At 39.7% G+C, this 17,409-nt stretch carries 17 protein-coding genes; all 17 read right to left on the minus strand.

What is annotated here, in order from left to right; translation table 11 throughout:
- Window positions 1–20: 20 nt before the first annotated feature.
- Window positions 21–839: a 3-deoxy-8-phosphooctulonate synthase gene (gene kdsA / locus EO127_RS02995; protein WP_127068662.1), complete on the minus strand. Its 819-nt coding sequence runs from the start codon at window positions 837–839 to the stop codon at window positions 21–23.
- A 26-nt stretch (window positions 840–865) separates the two neighbouring features.
- Window positions 866–1,597, minus strand: coding sequence for a 3-deoxy-manno-octulosonate cytidylyltransferase (gene kdsB, locus EO127_RS03000; RefSeq protein WP_127447943.1), 732 nt, complete (start codon window positions 1,595–1,597; stop codon window positions 866–868).
- A 1-nt stretch (window position 1,598) separates the two neighbouring features.
- Entirely contained in the window at window positions 1,599–2,726 is a 1,128-nt protein-coding gene (lpxK, locus tag EO127_RS03005; RefSeq protein WP_127447944.1) for a tetraacyldisaccharide 4'-kinase, read from the minus strand.
- Between the two features lie 61 nt (window positions 2,727–2,787).
- On the minus strand, window positions 2,788–4,092 hold the full coding sequence (locus EO127_RS03010) for a 3-deoxy-D-manno-octulosonic acid transferase (protein WP_127447945.1): 1,305 nt from the start codon (window positions 4,090–4,092) through the stop codon (window positions 2,788–2,790).
- 3 nt (window positions 4,093–4,095) lie between these two features.
- Complete coding sequence (locus EO127_RS08760; protein WP_177429059.1) at window positions 4,096–5,823, minus strand: ABC transporter ATP-binding protein; 1,728 nt, start codon at window positions 5,821–5,823, stop codon at window positions 4,096–4,098.
- Window positions 5,824–6,960 (minus strand): lipid-A-disaccharide synthase, encoded by a 1,137-nt coding sequence (gene lpxB, locus EO127_RS08765; protein WP_177429058.1) that lies wholly within the window; start codon window positions 6,958–6,960, stop codon window positions 5,824–5,826. It lies immediately after the preceding gene.
- A 2-nt stretch (window positions 6,961–6,962) separates the two neighbouring features.
- Complete coding sequence (locus EO127_RS03020; RefSeq protein ID WP_127166610.1) at window positions 6,963–7,787, minus strand: LpxI family protein; 825 nt, start codon at window positions 7,785–7,787, stop codon at window positions 6,963–6,965.
- 143 nt (window positions 7,788–7,930) lie between these two features.
- Entirely contained in the window at window positions 7,931–8,743 is an 813-nt protein-coding gene (gene lpxA, locus EO127_RS03025; protein WP_127068655.1) for an acyl-ACP--UDP-N-acetylglucosamine O-acyltransferase, read from the minus strand.
- Window positions 8,744–8,769: 26 nt separating this feature from the next.
- The gene (gene fabZ, locus EO127_RS03030) at window positions 8,770–9,204 is read right to left on the minus strand and encodes a 3-hydroxyacyl-ACP dehydratase FabZ (protein ID WP_009353694.1); all 435 of its coding nucleotides are present in this window, start codon (window positions 9,202–9,204) and stop codon (window positions 8,770–8,772) included.
- 1 nt (window position 9,205) lies between these two features.
- Window positions 9,206–10,036, minus strand: coding sequence for a UDP-3-O-acyl-N-acetylglucosamine deacetylase (gene lpxC, locus EO127_RS03035; RefSeq protein WP_127447946.1), 831 nt, complete (start codon window positions 10,034–10,036; stop codon window positions 9,206–9,208).
- A 16-nt stretch (window positions 10,037–10,052) separates the two neighbouring features.
- Entirely contained in the window at window positions 10,053–10,964 is a 912-nt protein-coding gene (locus tag EO127_RS03040) for a lysophospholipid acyltransferase family protein (protein WP_240645980.1), read from the minus strand.
- A gap of 8 nt (window positions 10,965–10,972) precedes the next feature.
- A complete protein-coding gene (lpxD, locus tag EO127_RS03045) occupies window positions 10,973–12,004 on the minus strand; it encodes a UDP-3-O-(3-hydroxymyristoyl)glucosamine N-acyltransferase (RefSeq protein ID WP_127447948.1) in 1,032 nt (343 codons plus the stop codon).
- A gap of 30 nt (window positions 12,005–12,034) precedes the next feature.
- Complete coding sequence (locus EO127_RS03050; protein ID WP_127447949.1) at window positions 12,035–12,484, minus strand: OmpH family outer membrane protein; 450 nt, start codon at window positions 12,482–12,484, stop codon at window positions 12,035–12,037.
- Between the two features lie 12 nt (window positions 12,485–12,496).
- Window positions 12,497–13,477 carry a hypothetical protein gene (locus EO127_RS03055; RefSeq protein ID WP_127447950.1) on the minus strand — a complete coding sequence of 327 codons (981 nt, stop codon included), beginning with the start codon at window positions 13,475–13,477 and terminating at the stop codon, window positions 12,497–12,499.
- A gap of 12 nt (window positions 13,478–13,489) precedes the next feature.
- Window positions 13,490–13,969 carry an OmpH family outer membrane protein gene (locus tag EO127_RS03060; protein ID WP_127447951.1) on the minus strand — a complete coding sequence of 160 codons (480 nt, stop codon included), beginning with the start codon at window positions 13,967–13,969 and terminating at the stop codon, window positions 13,490–13,492.
- Window positions 13,970–13,989: 20 nt separating this feature from the next.
- Entirely contained in the window at window positions 13,990–15,222 is a 1,233-nt protein-coding gene (locus tag EO127_RS03065; RefSeq protein WP_127447952.1) for a hypothetical protein, read from the minus strand.
- Between the two features lie 39 nt (window positions 15,223–15,261).
- On the minus strand, window positions 15,262–17,394 hold the full coding sequence (locus tag EO127_RS03070) for an outer membrane protein assembly factor (protein ID WP_127447953.1): 2,133 nt from the start codon (window positions 17,392–17,394) through the stop codon (window positions 15,262–15,264).
- Window positions 17,395–17,409 lie beyond the last annotated feature (15 nt).

Raw genomic sequence — 17,409 nt, forward strand, 5'->3', positions numbered from 1 at the left:
CTGCATCCTTTACATCTGTGCTATTTTTTTACGATTTTATCGATAGCCACTAAATCAGTTAATAATTCTTCTAAAGAATCTAAATATAACATATTTGGTCCATCTGAAAGTGCTTCTTCTGGATTATCATGAACTTCAAAGAACAATCCATCCACACCACTCGCTACCGCACCACGTGCTAAGTTAGCCACGAATTCACGTTGTCCAGAAGAAGCTGTACCTGCCCCACCTGGTAGTTGTACGGAATGTGTAGCATCAAAGATAACTGGATAATCAAAAGAGCGCATAATTGGGAAAGATCTCATATCCACAACCAAGTTGTTATAGCCAAAACTAAAACCACGTTCTGTAAGCATCAAATTTTGATTACCAGATTCTTCCATTTTTTTCAACACATTGCTCATATCTTTAGGAGCCATGAATTGACCTTTTTTCACATTCACGCATTTTCCAGTCGCTGCTGCTCCGTACACCAAGTCAGTTTGGCGGCATAAAAAGGCTGGAATTTGAAGAATATCTAGCACTTCTGCAGCTGCATCAATTTGAGTAATATCGTGGATATCACTCACTACCGGCACTTGTAACTCTTCTTTGATAGCTTTCAAAATCTCTAAACCTTCTACCAATCCTGGACCACGGAAGGAAGAATAGCTAGAGCGATTGGCTTTATCAAATGATGCTTTGAATACATAAGGAATACCCACTTTATCGCAAATTGCTTTCGCACGACGACCAATCTCTAATGTACGTTCATAGCCCTCAATTACACATGGACCTGCCAATAGAAATAAGCCTTTACCTCCACCAAGGGTGAGATTGCCTACTTGTACTGTTTTCATTGTATCTCCTCTCTAAACGAAATCGTTTATGCTTCTAATTGGTGAAATATTTCATTCACTCGTTCTAAATCTTCTAGTGTATCTACTCCAACAAAACGCTGGTCTGTAGTAATCACTCGGATAGTATATCCATTTTCTAATGCTCGTAACTGTTCTAAGGATTCAGTTAATTCTGCTGGTGTCGGTTCCATCTTAGCATAGGTTAATAGGAACTGACGATTATATCCATACATACCTACATGCTTCAATGGCGGTATCACAAATGCATGTCTAGGGTAAGGAATCAAAGATCTGGAAAAATACATAGCATTCCCTAGTCGATTCACGATGACTTTCACAGCACTAGGCTCATTGTATTCTTCTTCTAACAAAGGACAGCCTACGGTTCCCATTTGTAGGGTTGGGTCTTCTTTAAACTGACGTGCCAATGTATCGATAACCGATGCATCAATGAGTGGCTCATCACCTTGCACATTAATGATCACATCAATATCAGTTCTTGCAGCTGCTACTTCCGCTAAGCGATCAGTGCCGGTCAAATGATCCGTTCTTGTCATCATCACCTGTCCACCAAATTGGGTGACAGCATCATAGACTCGTTCATCATCAGTAGCCACAATGACCTCATGAATTTCCGTCGCTTTCGACACTTGCTCATAGACCCGTTGAATCATTGGTTTATTACCAATCATCGCTAAGGGTTTACCCGGTAATCGTGTAGATCCATAGCGCGCTGGAATAATACAAGCTATACGCATATTATTTCCCCTTTGCTATTTGCAACACATAGGATTTAAAATCGTCTTCACCTTTGGTAAATTCGATGCCAATCACTAATACATAGACAGGAATCTTCAAATCACGGATGGCCCGTACTTGAGATAGTTTCACTGCATCTTTTTCCGTTGTAATAATGCCTTGAATCCCTGTTTTAAAACAATGTTGCCACAGTTTCACAACATCTTCTTCACTATAATCATAGTGGTCACCAAAACTCATCATATCCTGTACAGCGAATCCATAACTTTTCAAATTAGAAATGAAAGAACTAGGTTGTCCAATACCGCTAATCGCTAATAAAGGAGTCCCATCATAGTTACTAATGTCATGAATCATCCCATTATGGCTCCATTCTTCCAAGGTTTGAAAGCCCACTGTTTGATGAATGGTTTCTGCTACAGGAACAAGAGGTGCCAAGGAATGAATCTCCTCACGTAGTGCTTCCAGTTGTTCTGGTTCTACTTGATTCGTTTTCGTTAACACAATGTAAGTAGCTCGCTTCAAGTTCGTCAAAGGTTCTCGTAACAAACCTCTTGGTAACACCGCCCCATAGCCAAATGGGTGACTTGCATCGATCAACACAATGTCTGCATCACGGCCCAATGCTCGATGTTGAAAGCCATCATCTAATACAAGTACATCGGAGTGCATATCTTCTACGGCAATTTTCGCAGACTCCACACGCTTAGAACCAATAATGACATTCGCATTAGGTAATGTTTTTGCCAACAACCACGCTTCATCACCACTGATAAAAGAAGACACATCTACCGTCCCTTGTCTAGATACGACGATGGGTTTTTTATTATTATCCGCTTTGTACCCACGACTTAAGACACTCACTGTATGTTGGTCTGTATCTAACACTTCACACACATAGCGCACCATCGGTGTTTTACCTGTCCCCCCCACTGTAATATTTCCTATACTAATGACTGGCACTGGCATATGTAACACTCTATGTGGATGGTTATATCGTTCATTGCGATATTCTACGACTCTTTCATAGACCTTACTAGCCTTTTCTAAACCACCACGCAGAGCATCTCCTAATGAGCCTTGCATCTGCCCGCTGATGATATGTTTAAAGAGTTGTTCTCCTTTCATGAGTAAACCTCCTCCGTATCCCTCTAGTATAGCCTAGGATATTAAAACTAAGATGAACTGATTAAGGAACAATGTGAAACCGCTCAAAAAGACGTCGCAGCTCCTCTGTATTACGTTGTGTAGCACCACGATTTTCACAGACTACTTCCAAACAATGACGACTCATATCTTCTCGCATAGTTTCGTTCGCACACAACGTTTGCAACACTTCTAACAGTTCACTTTCATCATGTACCATTGTACACGCCCCACGGGAACTTAATAAGCTGTAGATTTCCTTGAAGTTAAACATATGAGGTCCCACAATAATAGGCTTGCCATGAGCGGCTGGTTCCAAAATATTGTGCCCTCCCGTTTTGACTAAAGAGCCTCCCACAAAAATGATATCACCTAAACTATATAAACGACCTAATTCTCCAATAGTATCTAAAATTACCACTGGAATTTCTTCGTGTACAGGTTCTGTCATGGTGCTGCGACAAATCGCTTTAAGCCCATATTTTTGAGATAACGCTTTTACATCATTACCACGCATAATTTCACGAGGTGCTATGAGCAATCGTGCATTCGGGTAAGATTGTAAAATTTCCTTGAAAGCTTGGAACAGTTTATCTTCTTCCCCTTTATGGGTACTGCCCGCCACGATGATAGGATGATTATGTCCAAAGCCAAATTCATGTTGTAATTGTTCTTTTTCTTCATCCGTAACCGTTGCATAAGTTTGGTCGTACTTAGTATTTCCTGTGACAGTCACTTCTTTCACATTTGCACCTAGTACAGAAATATATTCTGCATCCAACTTTGATTGCATACAAAATCGATCAATGGACCCCAGCATATCTCGCATGAAGGACTTGATATGCATGTATCGTGACATAGAGCGATCACTAATACGGCCATTAACCATCATTACTGGAATTTCTTCATCTTTCGCAATACGAAGAAAATTTGGCCAAATTTCAGTTTCTACTAGTAAAATAGCAATAGGCTTTATAATGTTCAAAATTCTTCGTGTTAAAAAAGGTAAATCCAAAGGAAAGAAAATAATCCCTTCTGCTTCTGGTATAATACGTCGTGCCATAGCATGACCCGTAGCGGTAACTACAGATACAACTACTACTGCCTCAGGAAAGCTCTTTTTTATATCCTTCACCAAAGGACTGGTAGCTACAATTTCTCCCACAGATGCTGCATGTAACCATATAGCACGTTTACCTTCTATTTTTTTCATCAATGTGCTCGGCATGAATCCCGCACTTTGTTTAATACGCTCGTAGAATCCTTCTTCAAAGGCTAATCGATAGAGAATCACTGGTATTAAGCCAATCCAATAGATAATGAGAAGTATATTATATATCCAGTACATAGTTTATCCTTTTCCGGCAAATTGAACAGAATATAAATGACTGTACAAGCCATTCAACGCTAATAATTCATCATGTGTGCCTTCTTCTACAACACAGCCTTGTTGTAGGACCACTATATGATCAGCATGCTTAATGGTACTCAATCTATGAGCAATCACTAAAGCCGTTCTATTTTTCATTAATCGTTCTAATGCTTCTTGTACAATTTTTTCACTTTCAGTATCTAAGGCTGAAGTAGCCTCATCAAGAATTAAAATGCTAGGGTTTTTCAAGATTGCCCTTGCAATGGCAATCCGTTGACGTTGACCGCCAGACAAGGAATTACCTCGTTCGCCCACTATCGTATCAAACCCATTCGGTAGTTTTTCAATAAATTCAAAGACATTCGCTGCTTTAGCTGCATCAATGATTTCTTGTTCTGTCGCATCTAAGCGTCCATACAAGATATTTTCACGTACAGATGCATTGAATAGCATCGTATCTTGTGGTACTAAACCAATATTTTCTCGTAAGGATGTAAATGTTACATCACGTACATCTACACCATCAATGCGGATGGCGCCACCTGTCACATCATAGAAACGTGGTAACAAATTGGCAATCGTTGATTTACCTGCTCCAGAAGGTCCTACAATCGCCACAGTTTGCCCTTTTTTTACTGTTAAATTGACACCTTTTAATGCCAAATTATCTTCATCATAGGCAAATTGTACATTGTCAAACTCTACATCTCCTTGTACGTTTATTAATGCTTTTGCTGTTGGTGATTCTTTCACATGCGGTTCTGTTTCTAAAATATCAATGACACGATCTCCTGCTGCCATCGCTTTTTGCAAGTTACCATAGACTTGTGTTAAACGTTTTACAGGATTTGATAAATTGATGGCATAAATTAAGAATGCAATCAAAGATCCAGCTGTAATATAACCTTGTACTACAGAATATCCACCGTACCACAAAATGATGACTACTGCAATGGCCGCTGCAAATTCCACCATGGGCCCCATGACAGCTGTTAATTTTGTAGCTTTCATAGCGGCATCAAAGTTATTTTGGTTCTCTTGTTCAAAGCGGTTAAACTCATACTTTTCACGTGCAAAAGAACGAATGACACGAACACCGGAGATAACTTCTTGTAAAAAGGCTGTAATATCTGCTGTTCTACCTTGTACCTCATGACCTGCTGAACGTAATTTTTTACCAAAAATATTGGTTAATCCTAATACAACAGGCACAATAATCAATGTTAAGAGGGACAATTTCCAATCCAAATAAAACATGAATACCAAAGACCCTACTAAGGTAACTCCTTCTGTCATAAAGGAAATCAAATTATCGACAATTGCTTGTTGTAAAGCGCCTACATCACTCGTCACGTTACTCATGATAACCCCTGTTTTACGGCGGTCAAAATAAGCTTGGTCTAACTTTTGTAAATGCTTAAATAAGGTTTCACGAATGTCGATAACTACTCGTTGTCCTACATAGGCCATTGTATAATTTTGCCCATAGGTAGCAAATCCACGTAACAAGAAAATGATTAAAATAGCGATAACAATTAATGTTAATAAGCCTAAATCTTTATCTTGCAATACGCCATCCACTACATTTCGAATCAACCAAGGTACCACTAAGTATCCCATGGCCGCTGCAATCATGCAAAATATACCTAATATGAGTCGCATCCTATATGGCAGTACAAATGCCAATAGTTGTTTATAACGATCCATTTATGCCTCCTTCATTGCTACTGATGCAATGACATCAGCTACACGTTGCACCGCTCCCGGTGCCCCCAATTCTATTTTCACTTGTGCTAAATCAGCTTTCATCTGCGTATATACCACCTCGTGATCCAAGATGTTAGCTAATTCTCGTTCTACATTTTCTGGCGTTACATCTCCCTGTAATAACTCAGGAATAATTCGACGCTTCGCCATAATATTAGGTAATCCAATATGGTCAATTTTAACCAATAGTTTACCGATTCCATACGTGACAGATGCCACTTTATAAATCAACACTGTAGGTACATTCATTAATGCTGTTTCCAAGGTCGCCGTTCCAGATGCCGCAATACAAGCTGTACAAATCTGCATTAAATCATAGTTATAACCTTCTGTAACAGTAACTGGCACAGAATAAGCTTGTAATATTCTATCAATATCTTCTTTTGGTATAGTATGTGCTCTCGGCAAGAAAAATTTCAAATCTTTGTGATTCTCATATAACCGTTCAGCGGCTGCTAACATGGTAGGTAATAAGCCTTCTACTTCTTGTTTGCGACTGCCTGGCATCAAGAGAATATTGCGACTTGTTGTATCTGCACCGAAATGAGCAAGAGCTGATTCATAGGACATGGTAGGATGTACAATATCTACTAAAGGATTTCCTACAAATTCCACATTTACGCCAAATTCACGATATGCCTCCGCTTCAAAAGGAAAAATAGAGGCTACTTTTGTTACTGTTTTGGCGATATCCTTACCTCGGCCTTTATTCCAAGCCCAAATGGTTGGCGCAATGTAGTACACCACAGGGATATGTAATTCTTTTGCCACCTTAGCTAGCTTCATGTTAAAACCTGGATAGTCAATACACACCAACACATCTGGCTTTTCTCGTAGCATAGCTTCTTTTAAGAAACTGCGAAGTTTAAAAAAGGTAGGTAAATGTTTTAGTATTTCAACGATGCCGATAAACCCTAATTGCTGAATATCATAAATAATATCCACACCAGCTTGTTTCATCAAATCTCCGCCCATACCAAATAGCTGTGCTTCTGGATATTTCTCCAATAAAGCCTTCGCCACACTGGCGCCGTGCGTATCTCCTGATGCTTCACCAGCAGAAAACATAATCTTCATGTTTACTCCTCATCCGGCCCTTCTACGGCACAGATTACGATCCCTAATTCATTTGCTTTTTGCAGCACCGCTTCTTGTTCCACAAAAATCGTCCGTTTTGCTTCCATAGCTAACACCTTACAGTTACTGCTAATCATAGATTCTAAGGTCTTCATACCCACTGCAGGAACATCGAAACGTACATCTTGATTAGGTTTTGCAGTTTTTACCACCACAGCACCTTCACGCCCCAAGGCCCCGCCTCGTTTGATACACTCATCTGTTCCTTCAATAGCTTCAATAGCCATCGCTGCTTGTTCTTTCACTACTACAGTTTGACCAATATCGAGAGCTCCCATTTGTTTGGCTAAGGTAAAGCCAAACTCAATATCTAGTTGCTCCACCTCTGTTGGTTTTCGAGTTGTCATCACACCCACCGGAGGCATAAGAGAACGCATGTATTTTGTTTGATCTGCTACAGATAGACCTTCTTTTTCTAATTCATCCACGATGGCCAACATGATCGTATCATCTTTACGATTGCGCAAACGGTTCAATAATTTGATGGTACGCATATCTGGAATGGTTGTTATCTTTTTATAGAGATGTTCCTTTGTCACTTTACCTAACATCGTTACATCAGTGACACCTTCTTTGAGGAACGTTTTAATCACTGTATCTGATTTAAAGACGCTGATTTGGTAGTATGCATCGGCCTCTGCTTGCAATTCAGGAGCACCATTTGTCACAACAGATATGACCACAACTTCATAGCCTTCATGTTGAGCTGCTCGCATAAATTCAACTGGCAGATTTCCAATTCCTGCAATCAATCCTACTTTCGCCATAACGCCTCCCACTAACTTTTAATTATAAAAATCCTAATCTATATTATATCACATAAAGGAGACAAATGGCATGAAAGTTCACAACAAAAAATACATGGCAAAAGCATATGTCATATACCTTCACCATGTATTTTAATTTCTAATTAATCTCTGCGTACACGCATGATACCACGATCTGCATTACGCAAGAAACGTAGCATATGTTCAATCTCAACAGAGGATGTTAAATTTAACTCCATTTCTTCAATGGCTTTAGATAAACTATAACCACTACGATAAATAATACGGAATGCTTTCTTCAATTCACGACGTACTTCTTCAGATACACCCGCACGTGCAAGACCCACCGAGTTCAGTCCGATGACATGTGCTGGCTGTCCATCCGCAATCACATAAGGAGGGATATCTTGTACAACTTTCGCCATACCACCTACCATAGCATTGCGTCCAATTTTTACAAATTGATGGACCCCGGCGATGCCACCGATGACAACCCTATCTTCTACGATTACGTGACCTGCAAGGCCTGCACAGTTACTCATAATTACATTATTGCCAACGATACAGTTATGCGCTACATGAGTACACGCTTGGAACAAGCAATTGTTGCCAATTCGCGTTTCTTCACCTTCCCCTGTAGCACGACTAATAGTTACAAATTCTCGAACTACTGTATTATCGCCAATGATGCAATAACTTTTTTCACCTTTAAATTTTAAATCTTGAGGTTCTAAACCGATAGCACAACCTGGGAAAAATTCATTATTTTTACCAATCGTTGTCCAGCCACCAATCACTACATTAGCACCGATTTTAGTACCATCTCCGATTTCAACATGTTCTCCAATGACTGCACCAGGACCAATAATAACATTTTTACCAATTTTTGCATCCGGATGTATGACTGCAGTACTATGAATTTCAGATGTTGCATTTTCCATGCCAACTACGATCATCTGTGTCACTCCTTATATTTTGAAAGTTATTCTGGCTTCACTAAGGCGAACATGTACTCACCACTTGCCACCAATTTATCACCAACATACGCACGACCTTCCACTTTACCCATGCGGCCTTTGATTTTTACTACATCAGCTTCGATACGTACTTGGTCACCAGGTTTTACAGGGTGACGGAAACGCACTTTATCAATACCTGTAAACATTGGCGTTAAACCACGATTTTCTTCAGGATACAAGAGTGCAATCCCACCAACTTGAGCAATCGCTTCTGTAATCAATACGCCTGGCATCACAGGATTACCTGGAAAGTGACCCATGAAATGTGGTTCATTGAATGTACAGTTTTTAAGACCTACCGCACGTTTCATTGGTTCCATTTCAATAATACGATCTACCAATAAAAATGGATAACGGTGTGGTAGAATTTCCATAATCTCTTCAATTGTAAGAATCATGTTATGCCTCCTCTTGCATTTCTTTTAAAATTTCTCGACTTAATCGTGAGTTTAAATTATGACTTGATTTTACAGCAATAATATGGCCTTTTAAATGACCTACTAAAAATAAATCGCCTAATATATCTAAAATTTTATGGCGCACTAATTCGTCAGGGAAATTAAGTTCTGATAAACAAGTTGTATCATCATAAACAATCACATTCTCTGTAGATCCGCCTTTTGCCAATCCCATCGCCTGCAATTGTTCGATTTCTTTTGTGAAACCAATCGTTCTAGCTGGCGCAATCTCTGTGGCAAACACATCGGGATTAATTTCATAATCCGCATGTTGTGTACCTAGCATGGGATGACTATTAATACTTGTGAAAGTCACTCGGAATCCATCATAAGGACGAATGATGATAAATTTATCTTCTTCATAGATACCATGGGATTGTTTCACAACGTACACATGACGGTCTGCCTCTTGTTCTACAATACCAGCCTCTTTGATAAGCTGTACAAATGTGGCTGACCCACCATCTGCTATTGGAGGTTCTGGTGAGTTTAATTCAATCACGCAATTATCGATAGCCATACCATAGAAAGCTGCTAAAATATGTTCTACCGTAAATACTTTAGCCTCGCCATCTTCTAATGTGGTAGCACGCATCGTATTCGTTACATTACGGATATCTGCTTTCACAGAAGGCGTGCCTGGCAAGTCTGTACGTACAAAGGTAATCCCTGTATTCGGCTCACTTGGTAAAATGCGCATTTGTACAGGCAATCCACTATGCAAGCCAGCCCCTTCATAACTAATGGCTTTGCTAATTGTTTGTTGTTTCATGAGGACCTCCCTTCTATTATTTTTGGTTCATTACATCTGGTGGTACTTCTATAGTATCACCATAAAAACGCCGTGTCCATTTCCAACGGTTATGGAGCCAGAACCAATCTTCTGGATAGCGTCTAATATAATCTTCTAACCATTCATTGAGCATTGTCAATGTAACAGCAATATCACGTTTACGATCCTCTGTTTTTTCTACATATACAGGGGGATGTACAGTAATTTCGTGCTTTTCAGTATATTCATTAAAACGAATGGTAATTGGAATAATCGGTACATCTTGCATGCGAGCCATCGCAGCAGGTCCTACAGGAGTCAAGGTTTCGTAGCCGAAAAATGGCACTAACTGACCTTTATCTCCTGGATCTTGGTCCATGATAAGACCAATGAAAGAACCTTGTTGCAATTCTTTCACCATTTCACGAACTCCTGTTTTATAGGTGACGTGTTGTTGCATAAGCTCACGATATTCATTGATAAATTTGTCCGCATCACCTTGTTGTTGCATGGCTACTGAAATCAAAGGATAGCCTTCCGATGCTAAAATGCCTCCTAGTAATTCCCAGTTTCCACTATGAAGAGCAATAATAATAGCACCTTTTCCATCTTCTTTGGCAGTTTCTAGATATTCACGACCTTCCATCGTAAACATCTCTTTGTACTTACCATCTTTAATTTCAGGATATCGAAGCACATCCACGATCATACGACCAAATCGAGTTACACTAGCTTTGGCAATTCGTTTTGCCTCTACAGGATCATCTGTAATACGGCAAAACAAGATTTGTCCTATGGCCAATCGTTTTCGATTGCTTGGTGTAAAGAGCCATCCTAATTGTCCTAAGAGATATCCAATACCATATTGTACTCGATACGGCAAAGCACATAGGATAGCACTTAATACTTTCATACAGGTATATAACATAACTACACCTATTTATCTTCTAATTTAGCTTGCAAAGCAGCTACTTCTTTTTCTAATGCTTTCAGCTGTTTTACCATATCTGGTAATCGACTTTCATAAGCCGCCAATTTCAACCATTCTTTATGTGGTCGCATTGGGAATCCTGCATATAGTCCATTAGATGGTACATTACCTGTGATACCAGTTTTACCAGCAAAGGTAACATTATCACCAATCGTGATATGCCCCGTACAGCCAGTTTGACCAGCAAAGATAACATGGTTTCCACATTTTGTACTGCCAGCGATACCGACTTGAGCAATCAAGAAACAGTCTTCACCAATTTCCACATTATGGCCTAGGTGAACTAAGTTGTCTATCTTGGTACCACGACGCACCAAAGTAGATCCCATTGTAGCATTGTCTATACAAGAACAAGAACCTACTTCCACATCATCTTCCAAAATCACATTACCTACTTGTGGGATATGTGTGTGCTTGCCATTTTCAGTAGCAAAGCCAAATCCTTCTCCACCAATAACTGCATTAGCGCGTAAGACAACGCGTTTTCCTAATATACAATTCTCATGCACAATAGAACTTGCATAGATTGTAGTCCCTTCACCAATACGTACATTATGTCCAATATATACATAGGCATGTAATGTGACATTATCACCAATGATGGCATTATCGTAAACTACGCAATAGGGTCCAATTTTTACATTCTCACCAATTGTTACATTTTTACCAATAATAGCCGTTTCATGAATCCCCTCTGGAAATACCACTGGAGGATGGAATACTTCTAACAATTTAGCAAAGGCAGCTTTTGCGTTGGACACTACGATTTGAGGAATCATGCAATCTTCAATTTTTGCATCCACCAACAATGCCCCTGCTTTACTATCTTTTGCGAACTCTCTATAATCGCCGATAGCAAAGCTGATAGCATGGTCTGCCCCTTGATCTAAACTGCGGGCTTCTTCAATACTAATAGAACCATCACCATATACGGTACCCTCAACCAGTTTGGCTAGGTCTTCTACTGAAAACTTCACGCTGAAGCCTCCTTACTTTTCACTCTCTTATTATTTACTAGTTTCTGCGGAAGAAGCACCTTCATTCATCTTTTTAAGCACATCTTCTGTAATATCAATACCACCCGTTACAATGGCTTGATCATTCGCTACTACAGTCAATTCTTTTTCTTTTGCTACCGCTTGGATATTAGATTCCACATAGGCTTTGAACTCTTTACCCTTTGCTTGACCAAAGATTTGCAATTCTTGTTGTGCATTCATTTGTGTTTGGTGGAATTCGTCTTCTGTTTGTGTACCTTGCACTTGAGCTAAACGATCAGTTACTTCTTTTTGTTTCGCTTCCATTTCTTTATTGATATCTTTTGCTTTTTGGCTTTCTTGCACTAATTTTTCAGTGTTTACCACACCTACTTTATCTGTGGTGCCACAACCAGCAACCAATCCTAATGCACATACCATCATAGCTCCTGTAGCCATACGTTTCCACATTAATTTCATCACTTTACTCCTTTATTGTCCATACGATTGAATGATTTCATCTGTCAAATCCATACCAGTACGATCCGTAATATGGTCCACTACCACCAAATCTAGTTGCTTTGCTCTCGCCAGAACACCTGCACGAACTCGAATATCTTCTAGAATGGCATCATGTAGGGCTTGTACTTCATCTCGTTTTTGCGCCAATCTTTGTTCCCACTCTGCATCCCACAATGTGGTACCATCATGACGAACTTTTGCAAGTACTTCTTGCTGAGAGTCCACTAAACCTTTCATGGAGCGGTCCCTCTGTGCACCTAAAGCGTTAGCCTGTTCTGTAGCATAGGCACTTAACTTTTCTTGTGCTTCTGCACGAGCGGGTGCCATAGCTACCGCCACTTTCGATTCAATGTCTTTCCATTGGTCGGAACCGCTTAGACCACGACTACGCTGTGCCAATAGTTCTGATAAACGCTGTTCTTTCTCACGTTTTTGCGTATCCCAACGTTGACGTTGCCTATCATCAATCGGTTTTACATTCATTTCAGTTGTTAACCATAATTGTAAATTCACAATTTCTATATCTGCTTCACTAGGTTCTACTTTGTAGGCTTTTCGATATTCTTCAATCAATGCCCGTTGCTTCGCGGCTAACTCTTGATTTAATTCAGCTTCACGTAGGGCAATTTTAGTTTGTAACTCACGATTCAAACTTTCCGTTAAATTTGACTCTAACTGTTTCAGATGTTCTTCCGATTTGTTTACCTCAGCACCTAACTTAGACTTGAGAAGTTCATCCTCTCTATCTCGCTGTGCCTCTAATCGCAATAACTCTTTTTTTTGCTCATCATAATTGTGAAAGTTTGGATGTCGTTCCACCACATCTTGCAAGCGTACAACCCCAATTCGTGGTGCCTCTATTGCCTTTGAGTGTTGGTGCCCATAATATCCGCCAATGCCCACAGCACATACCAGCATACCTATGAAAGCGAAGATAGGTCCTTTTTCCATTTGGATGTTACCTTATTTAGTTTCTGCTAATTTTTTGCTCACTTGTTCTGTAATATCAGTACCACCAAACAACACAGATTCGCGGCTCAACACAACACTAAGACCTTTGCCATCTGCCACTGTTTTAGATGCTTCATCTACACGTTTTTTAAGATTATCTTGAATTGTTTGTTGCTTATCTTGCAATTTTTGACGAAGTTCATCAGATAATTTTGCCTTACCTGCTTCGTCTAAATTAGCGGATTTTTCGTTAAATTCTTTTTGCAATTCTTCGTTATACGTTGCATATTCTTGTTGTGCATCTTGCACTAAGTTCGGATTGCTTTCTACAATTCGTTGCATATCGATGACGCCAATGTTACTAATCGCATTAGAACCACCATGTCCTGCCATCTGTGTGTACGCCAAAGCGCCCACACTGATAACAAAAAGAACGCCAACAATGATGGACACTGTTTTTACATTCTTTTTATTGTTCAATAAACGCATCATAGTGTATCTACCTTCTTTCTTTATATTCGTCCTATCAGGCGCAACCATCGATCATGGTCACCCCATACATATTCTAATCGTAAATATTCATGTACATCATAGGAAAGAGCAAATTCATTTGTTTTTGCCGTTATATCTCTTTCATATCTTACATTCCAACGGTTTCCAATAGTTTGTTGCACTATCCCATACTGATGGTGATTCGGCAATCCATATTGATACCCTATCTTTGTATCTTTCGTGAATTGGTACCCATAAGATGGCTTAAAGGACCATTCCAAACGGTTCGGTAAAAACTCTGTTTCTACATACCAGTCATGAGGTCCATCATGAACCCCCGTATACAATCGTAATCCCACAGAATCTACACCACGCCCCATATCCAAATAACCTTCTCCACGAAGAATATACTTAGAGGAATCTACATGAATTGACAAAATCGTCTCTGAACCCACTTCTAACGTTGGAATCATAGTCACACCAAACTGTGTAACACCTCGACTTTTGTTGAGCTCGCCTTGTATCTCTTTTTCTATCATCATTTGATGACGTCTCACGAAAGAGACTGGCAGACCTTCTAATTGACGCAATTTCTTTTCATAATATTGACGCATAGTATAGAAGAACACGCTCGGTAATGTATTCGATTGAATCGTCACCGCCGTACGACTTACGCTGTTTCCATTAGGAACTAAATACACTGTCGCTTTCGTAGTGTCTCCTCCTACCACATCAATTTGTGGAGTAAATTCAGGAAGGGAACCTTCTAAATCACTACGCACCGACTTTTGCACCAATGGTGTAATCCAATCTAGTGAATCCAGTGATGCCCCTAAGAGCATTTGCTCTAATCGAGGCTTTACATTCCCTAAATCTGCATCTATTAAGGAGCGTCCATAAAGAGATATATTGCCGTAGTTCACCGTAGTTTCCAGAGATTGTACTACCTTTCCATAGGGCTCTAAGGCAAGATGAATATGTAACGTTTCACCCACATCCATTGAAATGGTTTTCACCGTATATCCATAGAGGATTCGATCCACCACATCCATTGTTGCTTTTTCATAGGTCTGAAGAGAGTCTCTAATTTGAAAATCTTCTTTCCCTTGGTACATATAGGTAGCCGCACCTTGAATACTGGCAACCATACGCGACTCCAAGGCTTTTGGAATCGTTCCTGTTGTACTGTGCAGGTCCACATGCACCGTCTGAACAGGAGCACCATAGACAGAGGGAATCCCTAATGTTGCCATTAGAAGAGCCCCTCCTATCCATTTTTGTATCGTCATGAATTAGAATTGTCCACCAAAGCTGAAGTGGAATTTCTTTTGATCTTTGCTAATACCATAGTCGATACGTACTGGACCAATTGGTGTTGTCACACGCACGCCGGCACCGACAGAGACATTAAATGTTTTAGAATGTTTGAACCAAGGTACATTTGGTGCATCCCATGCATCACCTAAATCTGTGAATAATGCACCGCTTACTTTGTTCCAAATTGGGAAACGATATTCCGCTGTAAAGTTGTACATTTTCTTACCACGGTATTGATCATCTTCATAGGCACGAAGAGAATCAGAACCACCAATTGTATATAATTGACTATATGGTAAATCACCAACAGCCCAACCGATACGGCCACGGAACGCCAATACTTGTTTATTGCCTACTTTTTTGTACGTTCTAGCTTCGCCAGTAAATTTGTAGAAGTTGAAGTCACCGCCTAAACCATGACCACCCCATTGTAATGTACTAGATAAACGTTTACCACGACTTGGTTCGTATACATTATCACGGGAGTCGAATACTTTTTGCCAGCTTACGCTGTTCGTTGTACCGAAGTTGTGTTTTAAATATCCAGACGATAAGAATGGATATCCATGGTTATTCCAACGAGGACCTTGCGATTGGTTTGTATCATAACGGAAACCACTGGAATCTTTAGTATCCCAAACATATTTATCTTTACGATGTTCTAGTGTCAAATAATCACGAGTAAACTCAGCTGTTTGACGACCTAAAGATACATTAAGACCATTGGATTTTCTATCATAGGTAGCCACAGATTGTCCTTTTTCATTATAATCTGTGTATTCGTTCAATTGGTTGAAATACGTTACCCCAAGAGATGTACCTTTGTTATCAATCCATGGACGTAAGTAGGATACAGAGTAGTTTTTAGACCCTGCTTTACCGCCAAACTCCCAGTGAACTTTCACTTTATCACCAGTACCGCGTAAGTTTTCTTCACCCACTTCTACAATACCTACAAAGCCATCAGCATCAGAATAACCTGCACCTAATGTAATCGTACCTGTTTTATGTTCTAGTACGTCCACTTCAATGTTCACCATTTCTTCTGTGGAGCCTTGTGTTAAACGTACATTTACATCATCAAAGAAACCTAAGTTATATACTTTCTCTACAGATCGACGTACTAAGAATTTATTAAATGGTTGTCCCACTTTTTGGTTAAATTCACGAGTAATCACACGATCTTTAGTCTTTTTATTACCATGTGGAGTAATACGTTCTACAATACCTTCTACTACAGATACGTGTAATACACCATTGTCATCTACAGCCATATCTTTTACATGAGCTAAAATATATCCATCACGTTGGTACGCTGCGTTGATACCTTGTACTTTTTCACCAACTGCAATAGTATTTAACACAGTGTTAGGTTGTACACCTAAATAGTTCAATAATACATCTGTTTTGTATACCGTATTACCCTCTACAGACACACCTTTAATCACTGGGTTTAAGGTTACATGATATGCTACTTTTACACCTTCTGGTACTTCTGTAAATACTGGTGTAATTTCTGAAAGAACACCGGAACCACCTAGGTTGGCAATCTCTTTAGAGATTCCTTCTACTGTAACAGCATCACCAATTTTACCTTGTAATAAAGAAAGGAAAGCCGGTTGATTTGCTTGGTCAAGACCTTCAATAGAAATATGAGTGATCGTTTTGCCTACATATTTTTGTAACTCCGCTTCAGTTAAGGATGTGAAATAACGAGCTTGTACTTGAGGAATCGCTGTTTCCACACCTGCCGCCTGTGCTTCTTCTAATTTATCACCACCAGCTTTTGTGATAACTTTAACTTCTTTGTCATTAGTAGCTAAGGAAGAGTTATCAACACGTTTACGTTGTTCTTCAATAGCATCACGTTGTGCAGCCTCAGACAAACCTTCACGAGCTGCTGCAATCGCTGCCTCTGTAGCCGTATCACCAGAGGCTACTGTTTCTTGGCGTGTAGTATTTTGCTTTCCTAAATCCTCCATGGATAATTTAGCAATTGTTTTGCCACTTTCAGTCGTAGTAGCAGTATCAGCAAATACTGGAGTTGTACTGATTGCCGCTAGGACAGCAAATGTTAAAAATTTCTTACAAGGTGGGTTTCCCTTCATATATGTTCCTCCTTA

Origin of the sequence: Veillonella sp. 3310 (genome assembly GCF_003999875.1) — a bacterium.
GTDB lineage: Bacteria > Bacillota > Negativicutes > Veillonellales > Veillonellaceae > F0422.

What these genes read in the sequence shown, in the direction of transcription:
- lpxK (WP_127447944.1), bottom strand. Translation starts at nt 2,726, where the DNA reads ATGAAAGGAGAACAACTCTTTAAACATATCATCAGCGGGCAGATGCAA.
- EO127_RS03020 (WP_127166610.1), bottom strand. Translation starts at nt 7,787, where the DNA reads ATGGCGAAAGTAGGATTGATTGCAGGAATTGGAAATCTGCCAGTTGAA.
- fabZ (WP_009353694.1), bottom strand. Translation starts at nt 9,204, where the DNA reads ATGATTCTTACAATTGAAGAGATTATGGAAATTCTACCACACCGTTAT.
- lpxA (WP_127068655.1), bottom strand. Translation starts at nt 8,743, where the DNA reads ATGATCGTAGTTGGCATGGAAAATGCAACATCTGAAATTCATAGTACT.
- EO127_RS03060 (WP_127447951.1), bottom strand. Translation starts at nt 13,969, where the DNA reads ATGATGCGTTTATTGAACAATAAAAAGAATGTAAAAACAGTGTCCATC.
- EO127_RS03065 (WP_127447952.1), bottom strand. Translation starts at nt 15,222, where the DNA reads ATGGCAACATTAGGGATTCCCTCTGTCTATGGTGCTCCTGTTCAGACG.
- kdsB (WP_127447943.1), bottom strand. Translation starts at nt 1,597, where the DNA reads ATGCGTATAGCTTGTATTATTCCAGCGCGCTATGGATCTACACGATTA.
- EO127_RS03010 (WP_127447945.1), bottom strand. Translation starts at nt 4,092, where the DNA reads ATGTACTGGATATATAATATACTTCTCATTATCTATTGGATTGGCTTA.
- EO127_RS03040 (WP_240645980.1), bottom strand. Translation starts at nt 10,964, where the DNA reads ATGTTATATACCTGTATGAAAGTATTAAGTGCTATCCTATGTGCTTTG.
- EO127_RS03055 (WP_127447950.1), bottom strand. Translation starts at nt 13,477, where the DNA reads ATGGAAAAAGGACCTATCTTCGCTTTCATAGGTATGCTGGTATGTGCT.
- EO127_RS08760 (WP_177429059.1), bottom strand. Translation starts at nt 5,823, where the DNA reads ATGGATCGTTATAAACAACTATTGGCATTTGTACTGCCATATAGGATG.
- kdsA (WP_127068662.1), bottom strand. Translation starts at nt 839, where the DNA reads ATGAAAACAGTACAAGTAGGCAATCTCACCCTTGGTGGAGGTAAAGGC.
- EO127_RS03070 (WP_127447953.1), bottom strand. Translation starts at nt 17,394, where the DNA reads ATGAAGGGAAACCCACCTTGTAAGAAATTTTTAACATTTGCTGTCCTA.
- lpxB (WP_177429058.1), bottom strand. Translation starts at nt 6,960, where the DNA reads ATGAAGATTATGTTTTCTGCTGGTGAAGCATCAGGAGATACGCACGGC.
- lpxC (WP_127447946.1), bottom strand. Translation starts at nt 10,036, where the DNA reads ATGAAACAACAAACAATTAGCAAAGCCATTAGTTATGAAGGGGCTGGC.
- EO127_RS03050 (WP_127447949.1), bottom strand. Translation starts at nt 12,484, where the DNA reads ATGAAATTAATGTGGAAACGTATGGCTACAGGAGCTATGATGGTATGT.